This is a genomic window from Paraburkholderia sp. J63 (assembly GCF_905220245.1).
Classification (GTDB): Bacteria; Pseudomonadota; Gammaproteobacteria; order Burkholderiales; family Burkholderiaceae; genus Paraburkholderia.
The window spans coordinates 84,506-104,516 of record NZ_CAJMZF010000008.1; the positions used below are offsets into that span (position 1 = coordinate 84,506).

The 20,011-nt window shown below is 65.2% G+C and carries 18 protein-coding genes; 1 reads left to right on the forward strand and 17 read right to left on the reverse strand.

Annotation, left to right across the window (positions count from 1 at the left end; genetic code table 11):
- Positions 1-31: 31 nt before the first annotated feature.
- The 12 genes from U5775_RS11315 to ndk form a co-directional block, all read right to left on the reverse strand.
- Entirely contained in the window at positions 32-940 is a 909-nt protein-coding gene (locus U5775_RS11315; RefSeq protein WP_322058224.1) for a protease modulator HflC, read from the reverse strand.
- A gap of 12 nt (positions 941-952) precedes the next feature.
- Complete coding sequence (gene hflK / locus U5775_RS11320; RefSeq protein ID WP_322058225.1) at positions 953-2,428, reverse strand: FtsH protease activity modulator HflK; 1,476 nt, start codon at positions 2,426-2,428, stop codon at positions 953-955.
- A 106-nt stretch (positions 2,429-2,534) separates the two neighbouring features.
- On the reverse strand, positions 2,535-3,707 hold the full coding sequence (gene hflX, locus U5775_RS11325) for a GTPase HflX (RefSeq protein ID WP_322058226.1): 1,173 nt from the start codon (positions 3,705-3,707) through the stop codon (positions 2,535-2,537).
- Between the two features lie 73 nt (positions 3,708-3,780).
- Complete coding sequence (gene hfq, locus U5775_RS11330) at positions 3,781-4,017, reverse strand: RNA chaperone Hfq (RefSeq protein WP_028210028.1); 237 nt, start codon at positions 4,015-4,017, stop codon at positions 3,781-3,783.
- Positions 4,018-4,180: 163 nt separating this feature from the next.
- On the reverse strand, positions 4,181-5,518 hold the full coding sequence (der, locus tag U5775_RS11335) for a ribosome biogenesis GTPase Der (protein WP_322058227.1): 1,338 nt from the start codon (positions 5,516-5,518) through the stop codon (positions 4,181-4,183).
- 503 nt (positions 5,519-6,021) lie between these two features.
- Positions 6,022-7,167: an outer membrane protein assembly factor BamB gene (bamB, locus tag U5775_RS11340; RefSeq protein ID WP_322058228.1), complete on the reverse strand. Its 1,146-nt coding sequence runs from the start codon at positions 7,165-7,167 to the stop codon at positions 6,022-6,024.
- A 66-nt stretch (positions 7,168-7,233) separates the two neighbouring features.
- Positions 7,234-7,863, reverse strand: a complete 630-nt coding sequence (locus U5775_RS11345) for a tetratricopeptide repeat protein (protein ID WP_322058229.1) — start codon at positions 7,861-7,863, stop codon at positions 7,234-7,236.
- Between the two features lie 154 nt (positions 7,864-8,017).
- Complete coding sequence (gene hisS / locus U5775_RS11350) at positions 8,018-9,355, reverse strand: histidine--tRNA ligase (RefSeq protein WP_322058230.1); 1,338 nt, start codon at positions 9,353-9,355, stop codon at positions 8,018-8,020.
- A 71-nt stretch (positions 9,356-9,426) separates the two neighbouring features.
- Positions 9,427-10,734 (reverse strand): flavodoxin-dependent (E)-4-hydroxy-3-methylbut-2-enyl-diphosphate synthase, encoded by a 1,308-nt coding sequence (ispG, locus tag U5775_RS11355; RefSeq protein WP_322058351.1) that lies wholly within the window; start codon positions 10,732-10,734, stop codon positions 9,427-9,429.
- A 112-nt stretch (positions 10,735-10,846) separates the two neighbouring features.
- The gene (locus U5775_RS11360; RefSeq protein WP_322058231.1) at positions 10,847-11,962 is read right to left on the reverse strand and encodes a helix-turn-helix domain-containing protein; all 1,116 of its coding nucleotides are present in this window, start codon (positions 11,960-11,962) and stop codon (positions 10,847-10,849) included.
- A 245-nt stretch (positions 11,963-12,207) separates the two neighbouring features.
- The gene (gene rlmN / locus U5775_RS11365) at positions 12,208-13,362 is read right to left on the reverse strand and encodes a 23S rRNA (adenine(2503)-C(2))-methyltransferase RlmN (protein ID WP_322058232.1); all 1,155 of its coding nucleotides are present in this window, start codon (positions 13,360-13,362) and stop codon (positions 12,208-12,210) included.
- A 133-nt stretch (positions 13,363-13,495) separates the two neighbouring features.
- A complete protein-coding gene (ndk, locus tag U5775_RS11370) occupies positions 13,496-13,921 on the reverse strand; it encodes a nucleoside-diphosphate kinase (protein WP_322058233.1) in 426 nt (141 codons plus the stop codon).
- Positions 13,922-14,227: 306 nt separating this feature from the next.
- Here ndk and U5775_RS11375 point away from each other — a divergent pair, with 306 nt between their 5' ends.
- A complete protein-coding gene (locus U5775_RS11375) occupies positions 14,228-14,926 on the forward strand; it encodes a Bax inhibitor-1/YccA family protein (protein WP_322058234.1) in 699 nt (232 codons plus the stop codon).
- 120 nt (positions 14,927-15,046) lie between these two features.
- Here U5775_RS11375 and U5775_RS11380 read toward each other — a convergent pair whose 3' ends face one another.
- The 5 genes from U5775_RS11380 to U5775_RS11400 all read right to left on the reverse strand — a co-directional run bounded on the left by U5775_RS11380 (position 15,047) and on the right by U5775_RS11400 (position 20,011).
- Positions 15,047-15,820: an MBL fold metallo-hydrolase gene (locus U5775_RS11380; RefSeq protein WP_322058235.1), complete on the reverse strand. Its 774-nt coding sequence runs from the start codon at positions 15,818-15,820 to the stop codon at positions 15,047-15,049.
- A gap of 7 nt (positions 15,821-15,827) precedes the next feature.
- On the reverse strand, positions 15,828-16,967 hold the full coding sequence (bamC, locus tag U5775_RS11385; protein ID WP_322058236.1) for an outer membrane protein assembly factor BamC: 1,140 nt from the start codon (positions 16,965-16,967) through the stop codon (positions 15,828-15,830).
- Between the two features lie 169 nt (positions 16,968-17,136).
- Positions 17,137-18,042, reverse strand: a complete 906-nt coding sequence (gene dapA, locus U5775_RS11390) for a 4-hydroxy-tetrahydrodipicolinate synthase (RefSeq protein ID WP_322058237.1) — start codon at positions 18,040-18,042, stop codon at positions 17,137-17,139.
- A gap of 44 nt (positions 18,043-18,086) precedes the next feature.
- Complete coding sequence (locus tag U5775_RS11395; RefSeq protein WP_322058238.1) at positions 18,087-18,794, reverse strand: class I SAM-dependent methyltransferase; 708 nt, start codon at positions 18,792-18,794, stop codon at positions 18,087-18,089.
- Positions 18,795-18,808: 14 nt separating this feature from the next.
- Positions 18,809-20,011 carry a tryptophan--tRNA ligase gene (locus U5775_RS11400; protein ID WP_322058239.1) on the reverse strand — a complete coding sequence of 401 codons (1,203 nt, stop codon included), beginning with the start codon at positions 20,009-20,011 and terminating at the stop codon, positions 18,809-18,811.

A 20,011-nucleotide genomic window follows, 5' to 3' on the forward strand; every position in this document is an offset into this window, starting at 1 on the left:
CGCATGCGCGCGGCGCCCGTGTCTCATTGGTCTAATGTTTGCGCGGCGCGGCGGGTGCGGCCGGAGCCGGCTGCGCCTCTCCGTTCGGACTGCGCATGAAGCGGAAGAAGTCGCTCGACGAATCGACCACGACCACGTCGCCCGGTTTGAAGCTCTCGCGGTACGCCTGCATGCTTTGATAGAAGCGATAGAAGTCCGGATCGCGGCCGTACGCCTGGGCGGCAATCGCGGCGGCCTTGCCGTCGCCGTCGCCCTTGATGGCTTGCGCCTGGCTGTACGCGTCGGCGATCACGCCCTGCTGCTTGCGCTCCGCCTCCTCCTTGATCTTCTGCGCCTCGGCGGCGCCCTTCGCGCGCTCGTCGGCGGCCGCCTGCTCGTGCTCGGCGCTCATGCGCTTGTAGACCACTTCGGCAAGCTCCGCCGGATAGTCGATGCGCGTGAACTCGATGTCGACCACGTCGATGCCGAGCGGCGCAGCGGCCGTCTTGAGCGCGTCGCGCGCACCGTTGGCAATCGCTTCCTGCTGCGCGAGCGCATCGCTCAGATCGACCTTCGAGAACGCGCCCGCAAGCGCATCGCGCGAGAGCGACGCGAGCCGGTCGGCGAGTGTCTGCGGGTCGCCCTTGGTGGCGGCAAAAAGCTTGAGCGGATCGGCAATGCGGTAGCGCACGACCGGGTTCACGAGCAGTTCGGTCTTGTCCGAGGTCGTATAGCGGTCGGCATCGGGCGCATCGAACGCCTGAATGCGGGTGTCGATGAAGGTCACGGTCTGGAACGGCGGCGGCAGCTTCACGTGCAGGCCCGGACCCGCGAGCGTCGCCTTCGCGCCGCCCGACGAGGACACCACCGCCACATGACGCGGATCGACGACGAACACCGCCGACGAGGCCACGAGCACCACCACCACGAAGGCGACGACGAACGCAATGATCTTGTTCATGTCGGCGCTCCGTTATTGCACGTCGTCTTCGCGGCCGCGCGAACGCAGCGCGTCGCGCGAACGGAAGGCATCGCTTGCCGCCTGGGCCGCATCGCTCGCCGACGGCGCCGGCGCTGCACCCTGCTGCGGCTGTGCGCTTTGCTGCTGCGGGTTCTGCGGCTGCGTGTCTTGCTGCGCGTTTTGCTGCCCGCCTTGCTGCATATCGCTGTTCGCCGAAGGCGCGGCTACACCATTCGCATCCGATGCGGCGCTGGGAGGAGCCGCGGCCGCCGCCGCGCCCGAAGCACCCGCTGCCGCGGCGGCGCGCTGACGCGTCGCGTCGACGAGCTTGTCGAGCGGCAGATAGATTACGTTGTTGCCCGACTTGCTGTCGACGAACACCTTCGTCGTATTCGAGTAGATGTGCTGCATGGTGTCCAGGTACATGCGCTCCCGAATGACGGCCGGCGCCTTCGCATATTGGTCGTAGACGCTGTTGAAGCGTTGCGCGTCGCCCTGCGCTTGCGCGACCACGCGATCGCTGTAGGCCTTGGCGTCTTCGATGAGACGCGTCGCATCGGTTTGCGCGCGCGGCAGCAACTGATCGGCGTAGGCCTGCGCGTCGCTCTTCGCGCGCTCGCTCTCCTGATGCGCTTTCGCTTCGTCGTCGAAGGCGGACTGCACGCGATCGGGTGCCGTGACGCTCTGGATCGTCACACCGACCACGCCGAGCCCCGTCTTGTAGAGATCGAGCGCGTGCTGGATGGAGTCGGCGAGTTGCGCGCGGATCGGCTCGCGGTCCGCATAAAGGAGATCGTGGGTGCTGTGCGCGCCGACCACGGTGCGCACGGCCGCCTGCGCGGCCTGGCTCACGGCGAGGTCGGGATCGACGCTATGGAACAGATAATCGGTAGGCTGCTTGACCTGATACTGCACGGTGAAGCGCACGTCGAGAATGTCGCCATCGTGCGTGAGCACCGAAGCGTCCTTCACGTTCGACGGACGCACGAGATTATTGCGGCCGATCTCGACGCTGCGGATCTGGCCGACGTTGACGATTTCCTGCGTCTGGAACGGGAACGGCAAACGCCAGTGCACGCCCTGGCCGACCGTGTGGCGATACTGGCCGAACTGCAGCACGACGCCGGCCTGTCCGTCCTGCACGACGAACACGCCGCTGCCCACATAGATGGCGATCAGCACGCCGAGCACGATGCCCACGCCAATGCGCGCGCTGCGGCCGTTGTCCGGACGCGGGCCGAGCCCGCCTGGGCCCTTGCCCTTCTTGCCGAAGAGCGCCGACAAACGGCGATTGAAATCGCGCCACATTTCGTCGAGATCGGGCGGGCCGTCGCCCTTGCCGTCACCCTTGTTGCCGTTGTTGCCCGATGGACGCCGCGCGTCATCGGTGCGCTGGCCATTGCCCTCGCCGCGGCCCCAACGCGGGTCGTTCAGCGAGAAAATGGCGCGTGCGCGCTGCCAGCCAGTCCGCTTGTTGTAATCGTTCACCTGTGTTCGTTCACCAGAGTAGACAGCGGGTCATGTGCGTGGGGGGAGCTCATCGGCACACTTCGGGGCGCGCCCGGTGCGAACCTCAGGCGCCTCCCGATAGCGTTCAGCGGCCGAGTTCGGGTTCCCTGCTGGGTTCGTGCGGCGCCGCGGTCCAGTCGGCGGCGGCGAGGAGCTGCGACGGCTGGGCGAGCGGCTCGGCAGTCGCGATTTCGGCGATGGCGGCGCGCAGCGCATCCAGTCCGACGCCCGTGCGTGCGCTCAAAAAGACGCGCGAAATATTACCATACTCATCCCGCTCGACCGTCCCGCCCCGGGCCGCCAGTTCAGGCACGGCGTCGATCTTGTTGAACACCAGCACTTGCCGGATGGTGTCCGCGCCGATCTCGTGCAGCACCTCGTTCACCTGATCGATCTGGTCGAGGCGCACCGAACTCGATGCGTCCACCACATGCAGCAGCAAGTCGGCCTGCACGGTTTCCTGCAGCGTCGCGCGAAACGCGGCGACGAGCTGGTGAGGCAACTCGCGGATGAAACCCACGGTGTCCGACAACACGACCTGGCCCACTTCGTCGCCGAGCCACACGCGCCGCGACGTGGTGTCGAGCGTCGCGAACAACTGGTCGGCGGCATAGGCCTGCGCCTTCGTGAGCGCATTGAAGAGCGTGGATTTGCCCGCGTTCGTGTAGCCGACGAGCGAGACCGACATGGTGCGCGTGCGCTCGCGCTGGCGACGCTGCGTGCCGTGCTGACGACGCAGTTTCGCGAGCTTGCCCTGCAGCATCTTGATGCGCTCGCCGATCAAACGACGGTCGGTTTCGAGCTGCGTTTCGCCTGGGCCGCGCAGACCGATACCGCCCTTCTGGCGTTCGAGGTGAGTCCAGGCGCGCACGAGGCGCGTGGCGAGATACTGAAGCTGGGCGAGTTCGACCTGCAGCTTGCCTTCGTGGCTGCGCGCGCGCTGCGCGAAGATGTCGAGAATGAGGCTGGTACGGTCCACCACGCGGCGATTCAGCGCACGCTCCAGATTGCGTTGCTGGGCGGGCGAAAGCGCGTGATTGAAAATGACGATTTCGACGTCGTTCGCCTCGCAGGCGAGACGTAGTTCCTCGGCCTTGCCGCTGCCGATGAACATGGCGGCGTCGGGGCTGGAACGTCGCCCGGTGAGCGTGACAGCGGGCGAGGCGCCCGCGCTTTTTGCGAGCAGGCTGAGTTCTTCGAGACTGGCTTCGAAGTCGGTCTTGCCGAAGTCGATGCCGACGAGTGCGGCGTTGATCAAATTAGCAGATATCAAAATGAAAGCGGCCGGTCCGCAACGCCTGTCAGGCGCCCCGGGCCGGCCGCGTCAAAGGTCAGGACGCTTCCGCATCCGGGTGGAAGTTCACCGGACGGGCCGGGACCACCGTGGAAATGGCGTGCTTGTACACCATTTGCGTAACCGTATTACGGAGCAACACAACGTACTGGTCGAACGATTCAATGTTCCCTTGAAGCTTGATGCCGTTGACCAGATAGATCGAAACAGGCACGTGCTCCTTGCGCAGCGCGTTCAGAAACGGGTCTTGTAACAGTTGCCCTTTGTTGCTCATAGCAAACTCCGTATTTTTTTGCAGGTTTAACTAAATTGGCGCCGAAGAAAAAGAAATCCGACGCCAATCGCTACACTATAGCTGATTCTCGTTCCCCCGCGCCCCTCCCCACCGTCCGGCCAGGAGGGTCCAGCACATGCTTGCGCGCGGTACCGAACGCAGTTCAGCTTTTTTCAGTGTAGGGATTCGTCGAGGAACGAAACTCTATGCGCAATGGAGTCCCGGTCAGCGAGAAAGTTTCCCGGAAACGGTTCTCCAGATAGCGCTTGTAGGTTTCGGTCACCGCATCGAGTGCATTGCCGTGGATCACGATAATGGGCGGGTTCTGTCCCCCCTGGTGCGCGTAGCGCAGCTTCGGACGCACCGGACCACGACGGCGCGGCTGCTGGAACTCCACGGCTTCGATGAGCGCGCGCGTGAGCTTCGGCGTGGGGAGCTTGGCCATCGCTGCGGCATAGGCGTCGTCCACCGAGCGCATCAGCGGGCCGATGCCGAATTTTTCCGTCGCCGAGATGAAGCGCATTTCCGCGAAGTCGAGGAACTTGAGCTTGCGCTGGAGGTGGTGCTTGGTGCGCTCGCGCGCGTGGTCGTCCATGCCGTCCCACTTGTTCACGCCCACTACAAGCGCGCGGCCCTGCTCCACCACGAAGCCCGCGATGTGCGCGTCCTGATCCGAGATTTCCTGGCGCGCGTCGAGCAGCAGAATCACCACGTTGGCGTCTGCAATCGACTGCAGCGTCTTCACCACCGAGAACTTCTCGATGGCCTCGAACACCTTGCCGCGGCGACGCAGACCCGCCGTGTCGATCAAGGTGTACTTCTTGCCGCCGCGCTCGAAATCCACATAGATGGAGTCGCGCGTGGTGCCCGGCATGTCGAACGCGATCACGCGCTCTTCGCCGATCAGCGTATTGACGAGCGTGGACTTGCCGACGTTCGGGCGGCCCACGATCGCAATCTTGATGCCGTGCTTGCTCGCGTCTTCTTCGCTTTCCTCGGGGCGATCGGCATAGGCCTGATCGAGCGCCTCGTTGATCATTTCGGTCACGCCGTCGCCGTGCGCCGCGGAGATCGCGCGCGGGTCGCCAAGGCCGAGCTCGTAGAAGTCGGCGGCAACGGCGCTGTACTTCATCCCCTCGGCCTTGTTGACCACGAGGAAGATCGGCCGGCCGGTTTTGCGCAGGTAATCGGCGATGTGCTTGTCTTGCGGCGCGAGACCGTTGCGGCCGTCGCAGATGAACACGACGATGTCGGCTTCCTCCACCGCCTGGCGCGTCTGGCGCGCCATTTCATGCATGATGCCGTCCTTGGCGACGGGCTCGAAGCCGCCGGTGTCGACCACCAGATACGCGCGATCGCCCACGCGCCCTTCGCCATAGTGGCGGTCGCGGGTGAGACCGGGCAGATCGGCCACCAGCGCATCGCGCGAGCGCGTGAGCCGGTTGAAGAGCGTGGATTTCCCCACATTGGGGCGCCCGACGAGGGCGATTACGGGTTTCATCTGATTTTTTCTACAGTAAGGCGCGACGCCGGGAGGTCCGGCGCACTGCGCGGCAAGCGTCTGCGGTCAGGCTTGCAGAGGCTGCAATAGTTGCAAATTATCACGAATATCACGAACCGGGCCGCGCGCCCGATACGTGAGCTCATCGGGACCCGGCACGCGCGGGACTCGTATTCGGTCGCGCTCGCCGGCTGAACCCGCCGAACGGTCCAGGGGATCTGGTCTTTCTTCAGTCCCGGTCGCCGGGACGGGGCACCTGGTGCAATCTAGCCCGAGGAGTCCAACGTCTCATAATGCGCGTGGCCGGCATGCGCCGGCCCGCGGAACTGGCAAGCCCGGAGGGGACTTGGGCCCGTCCACTAACTTAATCAGATGGCGCCAGAACGGCCAAATGCAAGCGCCGAATTTCGCACCAGGCCCGCACCAAACGCAAGAGGCCGCCGCCCGCAGGCGCGGCCCCTCGATGCGACACCCGGCCGCATGTGCCGGGCGCCCTCACCCGATCAACGCGGACGCAGACCGTACAGGTCGCCGTCCTTCGTCTGCACGACGAGCGTGTTGCCGGCCAGCACCGGCGCGGCGGTAATCGGGCTGCCGTCGGTCTTCACGCGCGAGACGAAGCTGCCGTCGTCGAGCGAGAGGAAGTGCACGTAGCCCTGATAGTCGCCCACCACGACTGCGTGACCGAGCATGGCCGGCACGCTCACGTCGCGGTTCTTCAGCTTGTCGGTGCTCCAGGTCTGGTCGCCGGTCGTGACGCTGTACGCCTTCACGACCGACCAGTCGTCGCCGCCCACCACGGTGGCGTCGTCCTGGGCGATGCCGCTCGTGCTCGAGAACGGTTTCTCCCACATCGGACGGCCCGAATTGGCATCGAAGCAGCCCAGCTGGCCCTGGAACGTGACCGCGCACGTGGTGGCGCCGACGAGCGTAGGCGGACCGCTCACGTCGTTGATCCGCTCGACTTCGGTCACGCCCTTCGGATAGGACACCGGCGTTTCCCAGAATGCGTCGCCGTTTTGCAGGTTGATCGCCGCGAACGCACCGCCCGGGAAGCCCGCGAGCACCGCCTGGTCACCCGCGAACGTCATGCCCGCGGAGACGCGCAGATTGAGCGGCACAGCACGGTTGCGATAGACCCACTTCTGCTCGCCGGTCTGCGCGTTGAACGCGACGACCTGGCCGTCGATGGTGCGCACGATCACGAGACCGTTGCCGACCAGCGGCGGCGAGATGATCTCGCCCGGCGCCTTGGCCTGCCACGAGAGCTTGCCATTGGAGTCGAGCACGTAGACGTTACCCTTCAGACCGCCCACGGCCGTGAGATTGCCGTCGCTGCCCACGCCCGCCGAGATATCGTCCTTGAGCTTCGTGCGCCAGACGTCCTTGCCGGTCTGCGCATCGATCTTCGCGACCGAGCCGTTTTCGCCCGCGGCGTAAACCGCGTCGCCCACGGCGACGGGCGAGAACAGGTAGCGACCGGCCTTGCCGACGCTCGCCTTCCACACCTGCTGGACGTCCAGCACCGGTTTGAACTCGGTCAGCGGCACCGGTACGCGGCGCTCGTCTTTGGTCGACGAGCAAGCCGCTAGCGCGAGGACGGTCATCGCACAGGCGACAGGTACAACGGTTCGTTTCAGCAAATTCATCGGTGAACGAAGCATGAATGGAGTTGGTTTAGCTGTTTATATTCAGGTGCGGGCAGCGCGGCTTGCTCAGCCGCCCAGCGCATCAAGCTTGAACTGGATCAACTGACGCTCGGAAGCATCGCTCTGGGGCAAGCTGTCGAGCGCGAGCTTGTAGGCCGTGCGCGCATCGTCGCGCTTGCCCGCTGCCGCGAGCAGGTCGCCGCGGCCATCCGCGACGATACCCTTGAACGGACCCGAGTCCGGTTGCGGAATCAGCGCGAGGCCCTGATCGTAGGCCTTTTCGTCGAGCAGCACGGACGCAAGACGAATCTTCGCGATCTGGCGGAACTCGTCGTCCTTAGCGTGATCGGCTGCCCATTGCAATTGCGCCTTCGCACCCGCAGTGTCGCCCGCCATGTAAAGCGCCTTGGCCACGGTGAGCGCGGTCATCTGCGCATACGCGGTACGGCCGAAGCGGTCTTCCATGTCAGTCGAGATGCGCGTGAGCAACGCCTTGTCGCCGCTGGCCGACGCCTGCTGCACCTGGTCGTACAGCACCGCAGCCTCGGCGGCCTGACGGCGCTGCCAGAAGTTCCAGCCGTTCCACGCGGCGAGCGCGAGCAGAACGATCAGCACGATCCACGTAGTGGCGTTGCCCCACTGCGTCCACCATGCCTTGAAACTCTCGATCGATTCCTGTTCGTCGTGGTAACTCATCGCGTAGCGATTCCTTCCTTGTTTATTCTGAAGCCCGTTCCGGGCGCACCTCGAACACCTTCAGGCACGCCGCGGATATCGGCTAAATGCGTAGATAACGGTCGATCCGGACACCGCAAGCGGCCCTACCTGAGCGGCACCTGAAGCGGCCCTATCAATCCTCGCCGTCTTCGGCGGATGCAACCATCGCATTGATTAGATATTCGGTCAAGTCTTCGAGTGCTACCGTCTGTTGCTCGCTGCGGGCCGCTTCGGCACCGCCGCGCAACGCCTTCACACCCGCTGCGCCCTTGGCCACTTCGTCTTCGCCGAGCACCACGGCGAACGCCGCGCCGCTTGCATCGGCGCGCTTCATCTGCGCCTTGAAGCTCGCGCCCTGGCCATCCGCGCTGCAGTAAAGAATGACGTCGAGGCCCGTGTCGCGCAGCCGTTCGGCCACGATGAACGCCTGCTCGCGCGCCGCCTCGCCCTGGTGCACAACGTAGACGTCGCAACCTTCTGTTTCCGGCACGAGGTCCTCTTCCTTGAGCAATTCGAGAATGCGCTCGACGCCCATGGCCCAGCCGCAAGCCGCCGTGGGCTTGCCGCCAAGCTGCTCGATCAGCGGATCGTAACGGCCGCCGGCCGCCACCGTGCCCTGCGCGCCGAGCTTGTCGGTGACCCACTCGAATACGGTCAGGTTGTAGTAGTCGAGGCCGCGCACGAGACGCGGATTGATCTTGAACGGAATGTTGTTCGCCTTGAGCAGGCGCTGCAGCCCTTCGAAGTGCGCAAGCGACTGCTCGCCGAGGAAATCGATCAGCTTCGGCGCGTTGTTCGCGACCTCCTGCAGCGCGGGGTTCTTCGTGTCGAGCACGCGCAGCGGGTTCGTATACAGGCGGCGCTTGCCGTCCTCGTCGAGCAGATCGACGTACTGCTCGAGATACTTGATGAGCTCGACGCGATGCGCGGCGCGCTCTTCAGCGAGACCCAGCGAATTGATTTCGAGCTTGATGCCGGTCAAGCCGAGGTCGTCCCAGAGACGCTGGCACATCAGGATGATTTCCGCGTCCGCATCGGGGCCCGCGAAACCGAGCGCTTCCACGCCGACCTGATGGAACTGGCGATAGCGGCCGCGCTGCGGACGCTCGTGACGGAACATCGGGCCGATGTACCACAGGCGCTTCGGACCGTCGTAGAGCATGTTGTGCTCGATCGACGCGCGCACGACCGCCGCCGTGTTTTCCGGGCGCAGCGTGAGGTTCTCGCCGTTGAGCGCATCCGTGAAGCTGTACATCTCCTTTTCGACGATATCGGTCACTTCGCCGATGCCGCGCGTGAAGAGCTGCGTATGCTCGACGATCGGCGTGCGGATGTTCTGGTATCCGTACGAACGGAGCATGGACTTCACGGTCGTTTCGAAGAAGTCCCACAGCCCTGCGTCCTGCGGCAGGATGTCGTTCATGCCCTTCACGCCCGTCAGCTTTTCGGGCTTTCTTTTCTGTTCAGTCATTGCGTTGCGAATTTGCCTGCGAATGGCGATAGTCGATTGTGCCTGGAATCAGCGTGCGGGAAGCGCGGCGCTCAGGCCGTCGCTTCGGTCTTGCCGTACTTGCGCGCGACGTAGTCGCTCACGATCTGCTGGAACTCTTCGGCGATATGCTCGCCGCGCAGCGTCTTGACCTTCTCGCCGTCGACGAAAACCGGCGCCGCGGGATTCTCGCCCGAGCCCGGCAGGCTGATGCCGATGTTCGCGTGCTTGGACTCGCCCGGGCCGTTCACGATGCAGCCCATCACGGCGACGTTCATGGTTTCGACGCCCGGATATTCGCCGCGCCAGATCGGCATTTGCGCGCGCAGATAGTTCTGGATCTGCGAGGCGAGCTCCTGGAACAGCGTGCTGGTCGTGCGGCCGCAGCCGGGGCACGCGATGACCATCGGCGTGAACGAGCGCAGGCCCATGGTTTGCAAAATTTCCTGTCCGACCACGACTTCGCCGGTACGCGAAGCACCCGGTTCCGGCGTGAGCGAGATGCGGATGGTGTCGCCGATGCCCTGCTGGAGCAGCACCGAAAGCGCCGCCGTCGACGCGACGATGCCTTTCGAGCCCATGCCCGCTTCGGTCAGGCCGAGATGCAGCGCGAAGTCGCAACGCTTGGCAAGCTCCCGATAGACGGCGATCAGGTCCTGCACGCCGCTGACCTTGCACGAAAGGATGATCTTGTCGCGGCCGAGGCCGAGTTCGACGGCGCGTTCGGCCGAACCGATGGCCGACTGGATAAGCGCTTCGTACATCACGCTCTGCGCTTCCCACGGCTGTGCGCGCGCCGCGTTCTCGTCCATCATGCGCGCGAGCAGATCCTGGTCGAGGCTGCCCCAGTTCACGCCGATACGCACCGGCTTGTCGTACTTGATGGCGGCTTCGATCATCTGCGCGTACTGCGTGTCGCGCTTGGCGCCCTGGCCGACGTTGCCCGGGTTGATGCGGTACTTCGAGAGCGACTCGGCGCACGCCGGATAGTCGCGCAGCAGCAGGTGGCCGTTGTAGTGGAAGTCGCCGACGAGCGGCACCGTCACGCCCATGCGATCGAGCTGCTCGCGCACGTGCGGCACGGCCGCGGCTGCTTCCGGCGTGTTCACCGTGATGCGCACGAGCTCGGAGCCGGCCTGCGCCAGTTCCTTGATCTGGATAGCGGTACCGATCGCGTCGGCGGTATCGGTATTGGTCATCGACTGCACGCGCACCGGCGCGTCGCCGCCGATCGTCACCAGTTGGCCACCCCAGCGCACATGCACGGCGTGCGACTTGCGACGCGGCGCGTGACCACCGAGGACCGGCTCGCTGGAACAGATCTGGCTGTTGCTGGACGGGGATTGCGTTTCGCTTTGCATCGAAGAACCCATTTACACCTCGCGCGCGCCGTCACCATCGACCGGTGCGCACCGCGCGAATTGAAAAAGCATCGCGGCCCGCTATCCGGCCGCGATGCACCTCATGTCTCTATCAGGGCAGCACGAAGCGCGCGACATTGCCGCGCGCCGACGCATACTTCGCTGCGTCGACCGGCTGACCGTCGATGGTCATCGACTCGATGCCGGCCTTGTTGCCCACCGTAATCTTGAGCGGCTCGACGCCGGAGATCTCGCGCCCGTCATTGGCGTGGACGAGTCCGGAGAAGAGCTCTTTGCCGTCTTTCTGGCGCACGCTGACCCAGGAGTCCTGCGTCACGCGAATCGCGAACGTCGAGGTGCCGGGCGCCGCCGGGACCGAAGCGGCTTGCGCCGTTGCCGCCGTGGCAGCGCTTGCCGCCGTGGCGTTCGCAGCCGGCGCCGCGCTTGCCGGCGCGGCCTGGGCCGCCTGCGGCGCGCTCGCCGCGCCCTGAACGGTCGTGGCCTGGCCACTCACTTGACCATTGACCTGGCCGGCTGCCTGATTACTCGCCTCACCGCCCTGCGCGCCGGCCTCGTCCGTGCCTTGACCGGCTGCGGCGCCCGTGGTCGCGCCCTCGGTCACCGTCGCGGAAGATGCGCCCGAATCATTGCTCGCACTGCTCGCCGCGCCACCGGCCATCGATTTCAACCGCGCGAACCACGCCGACGACTCGCCGCTGTTCGTATGCCACATCGAGATGCCAATCACGGCGACGACGACGAGCGCGAGCCCCCACAGCCACGACGCACGCCGCCGCGGCGTGCGCACCCCGCCGCCCAGAGAGAGCGAGACGCGGCCACGCGGTAGATCAGCGCCCGACGACGCGGGCATCGACAGATCCTGCTGCGGCACGCCGCGCTCGCGGCGCAGCGCCTGGGTGAGCGGCGTGGGATCGGCGCCCAGCAGCTTCGCGTAGGCGCGCACCACGCCGAGCGCGAAGGTCGTATCCGGCAGATGGCTGATGTCGCCCGCCTCGAGCTCGCGCAGCTTCGGCACCGCCACCTTCAGGCGTGCCGAGACGTCCTCGACCGACCACCCTTTCGCCTCGCGCAGCTGCGCGAGGCGCGCGCCCACCGAGGCGAGCGTATCGGGCACGGCCTGCACGGGCGATGGCGAGCCATCCGACCCCGAACGGCCTGCGTTGGTCTCTGTTCCGTCTGTCCCGAAAGGGTGCTGCGGCTCGCTCATCCCAAAGTCCTTGCGTCGATTCTTTTCTATTCCGGAACCGGCGGGCGCACCGCGCCCGGCCCCGATTCGCAGACCGTTTTATAACAAAATGCGCGGCCACTGTGCCGCATCCGATCGCTTCTGCAACGTTTCTCGTCAAACTCGCCGGTGTTACTGCGTCGTCCCCCGCACAGATCACCGGCACTGCTTTTCGTGACTGTTATTACCCTGCTCCAGCTCTTTTTGCGTCGCCCGGCGCGCAGCGTTCAGTGCTGAACCGGGTGGACGTCGATCACCTTGCGCGCGCTGCGCTCGGCGAGACGCGTGCGGTCCTTCACCTCGCCCGCGAGCTGGCCGCAGGCCGCGTCGATGTCGTCGCCGCGCGTCTTGCGCACGGTCGTAACGACGCCCGCGTCCATCAGGATCTGCGCGAAGCGCTTGATCTGGTCCGACTTCGAGCGCAGCAGACCCGACTCGGGGAACGGATTGAACGGAATCAGGTTGAATTTGCACGGGACGTCACGCGTGACGGCGAGCAACTGGCGTGCGTGCTCTTCCGTGTCGTTGACGCCGTCGAGCATGCAGTACTCGAACGTGATGAAGTCGCGCGGCGCCACTTTCAAGTAACGCTGGCAGGCGGCCATCAGCTCGCGCAACGGGTACTTGCGGTTCAGCGGCACGAGCTCGTCGCGCAGCGCGTCGTTGGGCGCGTGCAGCGACACCGCGAGCGCGACCGGCAGATCGGCGCCGAGGCGGTCCATCATGGGCACGACGCCCGAGGTCGACAGCGTGACGCGCCGGCGCGACAGGCCATAGGCGTTGTCGTCGAGCATCAGGCGCATCGCGGGCACGACCGCGTCGTAGTTCAGGAGCGGCTCGCCCATGCCCATCATCACGACGTTGGTGACGACGCGCTCGCCCTTGCCCTCGCCGCCGGTCGCGCGCCCGCCTGCTTCGCCAGGAAGCGACGCGCGCAAGGCGAATTCCGCCATGCGCAACTGGCCGATGATCTCGGCGGTCGTGAGATTGCGTGAGAATCCTTGCTTGCCGGTAGAACAAAAACGGCAATTCACCGCGCATCCCGCCTGGGACGACACGCACAGCGTGCCGCGCGTTTCTTCGGGGATGAACACGGTCTCGACCGCGTTTCCGTTGCCGACATCCACGAGCCATTTGCGCGTGCCGTCGGTAGAAACGTTGTCGGAAATAATGCCGGGCATGCCGATCGAGGCGCGCCCTTTGAGCTTCTCGCGCAGCGATTTGGCCAGATCCGTCATGCCGTCGAAGTCGGCGGCATTGTACTGGTGGATCCAGCGCTGAAGCTGTTTGGCGCGAAACGGCTTCTCGCCCAGGCTCTCGCAATATGCGACAAGCCCTTGGGCGTCGAAATCGAGAAGGTTGACGGTGGAACTGCTCGTCATGGTCAATCCTGCCATTTCAGTGCGAGGGCGCGCTCACCGCCGGATTCGAGGGAACCCGGCACCGGACAGTGAGCGTCATCGCCGTTCGCGACCCTATGCTACTTTGAACTGCCGCTTACCGCGCGCGAGCTGCTTAGCGCGAGTAAACGTTGACTTCCGGGAAGAAGAACGCGATTTCGACGCGTGCCGTTTCAGCGGCGTCCGAGCCGTGAACTGCGTTGGCGTCGATGCTGTCCGCGAAGTCGGCGCGGATCGTGCCCTTCTCCGCCTTCTTCGGATCGGTCGCGCCCATCAGGTCGCGGTTCTTCAGGATGGCGTTCTCGCCTTCCAGAACCTGGATCTGCACCGGGCCCGAGATCATGAATTCGACGAGGTCCTTGAAGAACGGACGCTCTGCATGAACAGCATAGAACTTCTCGGCGTCAGCGCGCGAGAGGTGGACCATGCGCGAGGCAACGATCTTCAGGCCAGCGTTTTCGAAGCGGCTGTAGATCTGGCCGATCACGTTCTTTGCCACTGCGTCCGGCTTGATAATCGACAGGGTGCGTTCGAGCGCCATAAAAACTCCAGAAAATTAAGAGGTTACAGTTTCAAATGAATCCGCAATTGTAGCATGTTCCCATGTATGATTGCGATTGAACCCCGTTAGGCCCACAGTCCCGGCTCGATCGAGGCAAAAGCCGCGCCGCCGGGCCTTTCAGCTCCAGTTAAGTCTGGGTGGCTACGCTCCTGAACGGGTAGCAAAACGGTAGCGAAACTGTGTGGCGCCCTGTTGAAACTCCGGGCCGCCGCGCATATCTTAAGAAGGAGCGGATCGCGCAAGTGCCGCGCTCCGCCAGCCACGCGTCTCACGCAAGGAGAAAGCATGAACGAGTCCCCCTACAACTTCGGCCGCGGCGGCACCGTCGTCTCCGCCGAGACTCGCAACCGCGTACTGCGCAACACCTACTGGCTGCTAGCGCTGTCGATGGTGCCGACGGTGCTCGGCGCGTGGGTGGGCGTCACCACGGGCTTCTCGCTGTTTGCCGCCACCAGTCCCACCATGAGCCTGCTCGCGTTCTTCGCGATCGCGTTCGGCTTCATCTTCGCCATCGAGCGCACCAAGAACAGTTCGCTCGGCGTGTTCGTGCTGCTGGGCTTCACGTTCTTCATGGGCCTGATGCTCTCGCGGCTGCTGGCGTTCATCCTCGGCTTCTCGAACGGCGCGTCGCTCATCATGCTCGCGTTCGGCGGCACCGGCATCATTTTCGCCACTATGGCGACCGTCGCCACCGTCAGCAAGCGCGACTTCTCGGGGCTCGGCAAGTGGCTGTTCGTGGGCGTGATCGTGATCCTGCTCGCAGGCGTCGCGAACATGTTCCTGCAACTGCCCGCGCTGATGCTCACGGTGTCCGTGCTGGCCATCGCGATCTTCTCGGCCTATATGCTGTTCGACGTCCAGCGCGTCGTGAACGGCGGCGAGACCAACTACATCACGGCCACGCTCGCGATCTATCTGGATCTGTACAACGTGTTCACGAACCTGCTCGCAATCCTCGGCATCTTCGGCGGCAACCGGAACTAAATCGTGCGGAGCCGGACCTGTTCCGGCCCTCACCTGCCAAGCAAAAAGCCCATGACCTGTCATGGGCTTTTTTTCGTCTGCGAGGGGTTCACTGCTGGCCGAAGCCGAATTGGTGTGGCCTCAGAGCACGAGCCAGTCGAAGCCATCGCCTTGCGTCGCGACCCCGATTTCCGTGGCGGCATTGCCGAGCACGGCCGCCATGGCTGCGCGCGCGAGTTCCGGCGTGTTGTTTTGCTGGCTCAGGTGCGCCGCTATCAGATGGCGCAGCTTCGAGCGATCGAGCGCCGCGAGAATGCCGCCCGCCGCCTCGTTGTTCAGGTGGCCGTGCGAGCCGCCAATGCGCGCCTTGAGCGACGCCGGATAGCGGCTCGTCGCGAGCATCTCGAGGTCGTGGTTGCATTCGAGCACGAGCGCGTCGCAACCGCTCAGCACGGCATGGATGTGCGGCGTCGATTCGCCGACGTCGGTCAACACGCCGAGCCGGCTCGCGCCGTCGCTGAATACGAATTGCAGCGGCTCGCGCGCATCGTGCGGCACGGTGTAAGGCTGCACGCCCAGCGCGCCGATTTCGACGGTTCCGTCGCTCCAGAGCACGTTGAGCTCGACGCCCGCGTCGTCGGCGCCGACCGCCTGCGCCGTGCCCCAGCTCATGTAGACGGGAATCGACCAGCGGCGCGCCAGTGTCAGCGCGCTGCCGATATGGTCGCTGTGTTCGTGGGTGATGAGAATCGCGCTCAGGGTCTCGGCGGGCAAGCCCGCCCGGGCGAGCCGCCGCTCGACTTCCTTCGCCGAGAATCCGCAGTCCAGCAGCACGCGCGTGGGCGTCGCGCCGCCGCCTGCTTCTACGACCAGTGCGTTGCCCTCGCTACCGCTGCCAAGGCTTGCAAAGCGCACGGCGCGATCAGTTGAGCTGGGCGTGCAGCGCGGTCACGATGCGCTGCGCGTCCGACGACGTATCGACCTGGCCGTTCGGGTCGAGCACCGCGACCTGGGTCGAGTTGCCGTTCGAGCGCACCGAAATCATGATCTCGGGCCCTTGATTCTTCGCGGCCTTCTTCGGGTTGTAGAACAGCTTGCCGAGCAGGCCGTCGCCCTTGAGCTCCTGCATGGAGTCGGCGTAGCGCACGTAGTAGATGCCCTTCTCGCGGTCGCGGTTGTCGACCGTGAAATTGGTGCGGTCGAGCGCGAGACCCACGCGCAGCCATGCGGTGTCGAACGCCTCGGGCAGATCGAGCGTCGTGCCGTCGGGACCGGACGCGATCTTCGCCGCGGAGGACGACGGACGCGCGTCGGTCAGCAGTTGCTTGGATTGCGCGTCGGTCAGGCCGAACTTCTGCATGACCTTCGAAAGGAAGGCGGCTTCGAGGGCCGGGTCGCGCGGACGCTCGACCCACTTCGACGACGTCTTGTCCTGGCCGGTCAGCACTTCTTCCATCGCGCTATGCGTGATCGAAATATCGGTCTGCCCGTTCGCGCCACGCGTGACCAGCGTGCGGAACTTGTCGCGCGTGCCCGACGAATACGCGAAGTCGACCACGCGGCCGATCGTGCGGCGGAACCAGTCGTCCGGAATATTGGCGCGGTTTTCGGCCCAGTCCGTGCTCATGATGCCCGTGGACGGCGAATCGGTCGTGAGCGTGAAGCCGTTGTCGGTCCAGAATTCCTGCAGTTGCGGCCAGACGTCGTCGGGCGTGCGGCCGTCGATCACGAGCCAGCGGCGGTCGCCGTCACGCTCGACGTGCATGCCGAGCGGATCCTGCGCGTTCGGCACGCCGAGCGTGGCGTTGCCCGCGCTCGTGACGGTGCGCTGCGCGGCGCCGCCCAGCGTGACCGTGGGCGGCGGCGCGACATACTTCTGGTCGGACGGCACCGACGACAGGTCTTGCGGCACGGCCAGCGCCGGCGCACTTGCCGTGTCCTTGTAGTTGACGCGATCCGACGCGAACATGTCGTTCAGCGACTCGCAGCCCGCGAGCGAGCCGAGTGCGAGCGCCAGCACCGCCATGCGGGTTGCGTGGAGGGAAAGAACGGGATGTTTCATGTGGACCTTCGTAATACGGGAACGCTAAGCCTTGACCTGCCGGGATATCTTTCGTCGATTGCTTTCGTCGCTGACGTCGATTGCTGTCGTCGATTCGGGCGCGTGGCTCGTGGTGGCGTCGGTTGAAAATACGGCGTTTTCGGCTTGACCGGGCTTGCGCCCGATCTGATCAGCCGATCAGGCCAGCCTCGCGCAGCGCCGTGCGCACCACGTCGTGGTAACGCGCGTCGAGCGGCGTGAGCGGCAGACGGATGCCGCCTTCGATGCGGCCGAGCTCCTGCAGGGCCCACTTCACCGGAATCGGATTCGATTCGATGAACAGATTCTTGTGCAGCGACAACAGCTTCAGGTGGATCGCACGCGCGGTCTTCGCATCGCCTTCGAGCGCGGCGCGGCACAGCTCGCTCATCTGGCGCGGCGCGACGTTCGCGGTCACCGAAATATTGCCGTGGCCACCCAGCAGCATCAGCGCGATCGCGGTGGGATCGTCGCCGCTGAAGATCTTGAAGCCTTCCGGCGCGTGCTTGATGAGATGCGCGGCGCGGTCGATGTTGCCCGTGGCTTCCTTCACGCCGACGATGCCCGGCACCTGCGCGAGGCGCAGGATCGTCTCGTTCGACATGTCCGCGACCGTGCGGCCCGGCACGTTGTAGAGCAGGACCGGCAGCTCCACCGCTTCGGCGATCTTCGCGAAATGGCGGTACATGCCTTCCTGGGTCGGCTTGTTGTAATAGGGCACGACCTGGAGCGACGCCTGCGCGCCGACGTCCTTCGCATGCTTCGTGAGCTCGATCGCCTCGGCCGTGGAGTTGCCGCCGGCGCCAGCGATGATCGGCATACGGCCCGCAGCGTGCTCGACCGCCGTCCTGACCATCAGGATGTGCTCTTCGACGTCCAGCGTGGCGGACTCGCCGCTCGTGCCGACGACGACGATCGCATCCGTCCCCTCTTGCACGTGCCAGTCGATCAGTTTGCGAAATGCCGGCAGATCGAGGCTGCCGTCTTCGTGCATGGGGGTGACGATCGCGGGAATACTGCCGCGCAACGTAATGCCGTGCTGGGTGCCGTTAGCCATGAAACTTCAAAAAAATGAGTACGTTAAACCGCGATTGTAGCGGATTAGCCGGTCAGATCGTAACGCACCAGGGGTAGTACCTGAGTCGCCGTGGCGTTACCGGGTTTTTCAACCGCGTCCGCGCCGTTCTGAGAGGCCGTATTTTCCGCTGCTGGAGTGTGCGCCGGGCGCATCTCGCGCACGGCGCAGATACGCTGGATGAACGCCTCGCGCGGTTGCGGGAGAAATCCATCCTGGTAAGCAATCACGCGCAATGCGGGCAGGCAGGCCGCCAGCAGCTCGCCCGGCGCCAGCAGAAATGCCGGGTTCGAAGGCTTGCCGACCGTCTCGTTGCCCTGCGCGAAGGTTTCGTAGATCAGCACGCCGCCCGGCGCGAGCGCATCGACGAGGCGCGGCATGAGCGGACGATACAGATAATTCGTGACGACGATAGCCGCGAAACGCGCGTCGTCAGGGAGCGGCCAGGGCGCGCCTTCGAGGTCGCACTCGCGCGTGGCGATACCGGCCACGCCGTGCATCGTCGCGAGCGCGGCGGCGTCGCGGTCGAGCGCCGTGACCGCATGGCCGCGCGCCGCGAGCCAGCGCGCGTGGCGCCCCGCCCCCGAGGCGACGTCGAGCACCGTGCCGCCCGGCGCGATCAGGTGCGCCCACTGGCGCACCCAGCCCGAAGGCTCGGAGAGTCCCGCATGGGTCAGGCCGACAGGGGCCGGACCCGCGGGCGGCGTGCCGGCAGCGCCAGGCGTGAACGTCATCGCGACCGTCTGCCTTAGCTGTACGAGAGGCCCATCGCCTCACGAACGTCGCGCATGGTCTCGTTGGCGAACTTGCGCGCCTTGTCGCAACCATCGGCCACGATCGCGCGCAGCAGCGACGGATCGTCCATGTACTTCTGCGCGCGCTCGAGCATCGGCTGCTGCTCGCGCAGGATGCCTTCGATCACTGGCTGCTTGCATTCGAGGCAGCCAATGCCCGCCGAGCGGCAGCCCTTCTGCACCCACTCGTGCGTCGCTTCGTCGGTATAGACCTGGTGCAGCTGCCACACCGGGCACTTGTCCGGGTCGCCCGGATCGGTGCGGCGCACGCGTGCGGGATCGGTCGGCATGGTGCGGACCTTCTTCGTGATCGACTCGGCGTCTTCGCGCAGACCGATCGTGTTGCCGTACGACTTCGACATCTTCTGACCGTCGAGGCCCGGCATGCGCGAGGCCTCGGTCAGCAGCACCTGCGGCTCCGGCAGGATGATCTTGCGCGCGCCTTCGAGATAGCCGAACAGGCGTTCGCGGTCGTTCATCGACAGGCTCTGCGACTCGGACAGCATCGCGCGCGCCTGTTCGAGCGCCTCTTCATTACCTTCCTGCTGATAGGCGTTGCGCAGCTCGTGATAGAGCTTCGAGCGCTTGCCGCCGAGCTTCTTCGCGGCCTCGTTGGCCTTCTCCTCGAAGTCCGGCTCGCGGCCGTACATGTAGTTGAAGCGCCGCGCCATTTCGCGCGCCATCTCGACGTGCGGCACCTGGTCTTCGCCCACCGGCACGAGCGAGGCGCGGTACAGCAGGATGTCGGCGGCCATCAGCACGGGATAGCCGAGGAAGCCGTAGGTGCCGAGATCCTTGTCGCGCAGCTTCTCGATCTGCTCCTTGTAGGTGGGCACGCGTTCGAGCCAGGACAGCGGCGTGCTCATGCCGAGCAGCAGCGCGAGCTCGGCGTGCTCGGGCACGCGGCTCTGGATGAACAGCGTCGACTGGTTCGGATCGATGCCGGAAGCCAGCCAGTCGATCAGCACGTCCCACACGTTCTTCTCGATGACCTCGGGCGTTTCGTAGTGCGTGGTGAGCGCGTGCCAGTCGACCACGCAGAAGAAGCACGGGTACTCGGACTGAAGCCGCACCCAGTTTTTCAGCACGCCGTGATAGTGGCCGAGGTGCAGCGACCCGGTGGGCCGCATGCCGGAGAAGATACGGTCTGGGAACAT

Bases quoted from the DNA above. Each gene is read 5' to 3' on its own strand.
- U5775_RS11315 (WP_322058224.1), bottom strand. From the start codon at position 940: ATGAACAAGATCATTGCGTTCGTCGTCGCCTTCGTGGTGGTGGTGCTC.
- hfq (WP_028210028.1), bottom strand. From the start codon at position 4,017: ATGAGCAACAAAGGGCAACTGTTACAAGACCCGTTTCTGAACGCGCTG.
- der (WP_322058227.1), bottom strand. From the start codon at position 5,518: ATGAAACCCGTAATCGCCCTCGTCGGGCGCCCCAATGTGGGGAAATCC.
- bamB (WP_322058228.1), bottom strand. From the start codon at position 7,167: ATGAATTTGCTGAAACGAACCGTTGTACCTGTCGCCTGTGCGATGACC.
- U5775_RS11345 (WP_322058229.1), bottom strand. From the start codon at position 7,863: ATGAGTTACCACGACGAACAGGAATCGATCGAGAGTTTCAAGGCATGG.
- hisS (WP_322058230.1), bottom strand. From the start codon at position 9,355: ATGACTGAACAGAAAAGAAAGCCCGAAAAGCTGACGGGCGTGAAGGGC.
- ispG (WP_322058351.1), bottom strand. From the start codon at position 10,734: ATGCAAAGCGAAACGCAATCCCCGTCCAGCAACAGCCAGATCTGTTCC.
- U5775_RS11360 (WP_322058231.1), bottom strand. From the start codon at position 11,962: ATGAGCGAGCCGCAGCACCCTTTCGGGACAGACGGAACAGAGACCAAC.
- rlmN (WP_322058232.1), bottom strand. From the start codon at position 13,362: ATGACGAGCAGTTCCACCGTCAACCTTCTCGATTTCGACGCCCAAGGG.
- ndk (WP_322058233.1), bottom strand. From the start codon at position 13,921: ATGGCGCTCGAACGCACCCTGTCGATTATCAAGCCGGACGCAGTGGCA.
- U5775_RS11375 (WP_322058234.1), top strand. From the start codon at position 14,228: ATGAACGAGTCCCCCTACAACTTCGGCCGCGGCGGCACCGTCGTCTCC.
- bamC (WP_322058236.1), bottom strand. From the start codon at position 16,967: ATGAAACATCCCGTTCTTTCCCTCCACGCAACCCGCATGGCGGTGCTG.
- dapA (WP_322058237.1), bottom strand. From the start codon at position 18,042: ATGGCTAACGGCACCCAGCACGGCATTACGTTGCGCGGCAGTATTCCC.
- U5775_RS11395 (WP_322058238.1), bottom strand. From the start codon at position 18,794: ATGACGTTCACGCCTGGCGCTGCCGGCACGCCGCCCGCGGGTCCGGCC.
- U5775_RS11400 (WP_322058239.1), bottom strand. From the start codon at position 20,011: ATGTTCCCAGACCGTATCTTCTCCGGCATGCGGCCCACCGGGTCGCTG.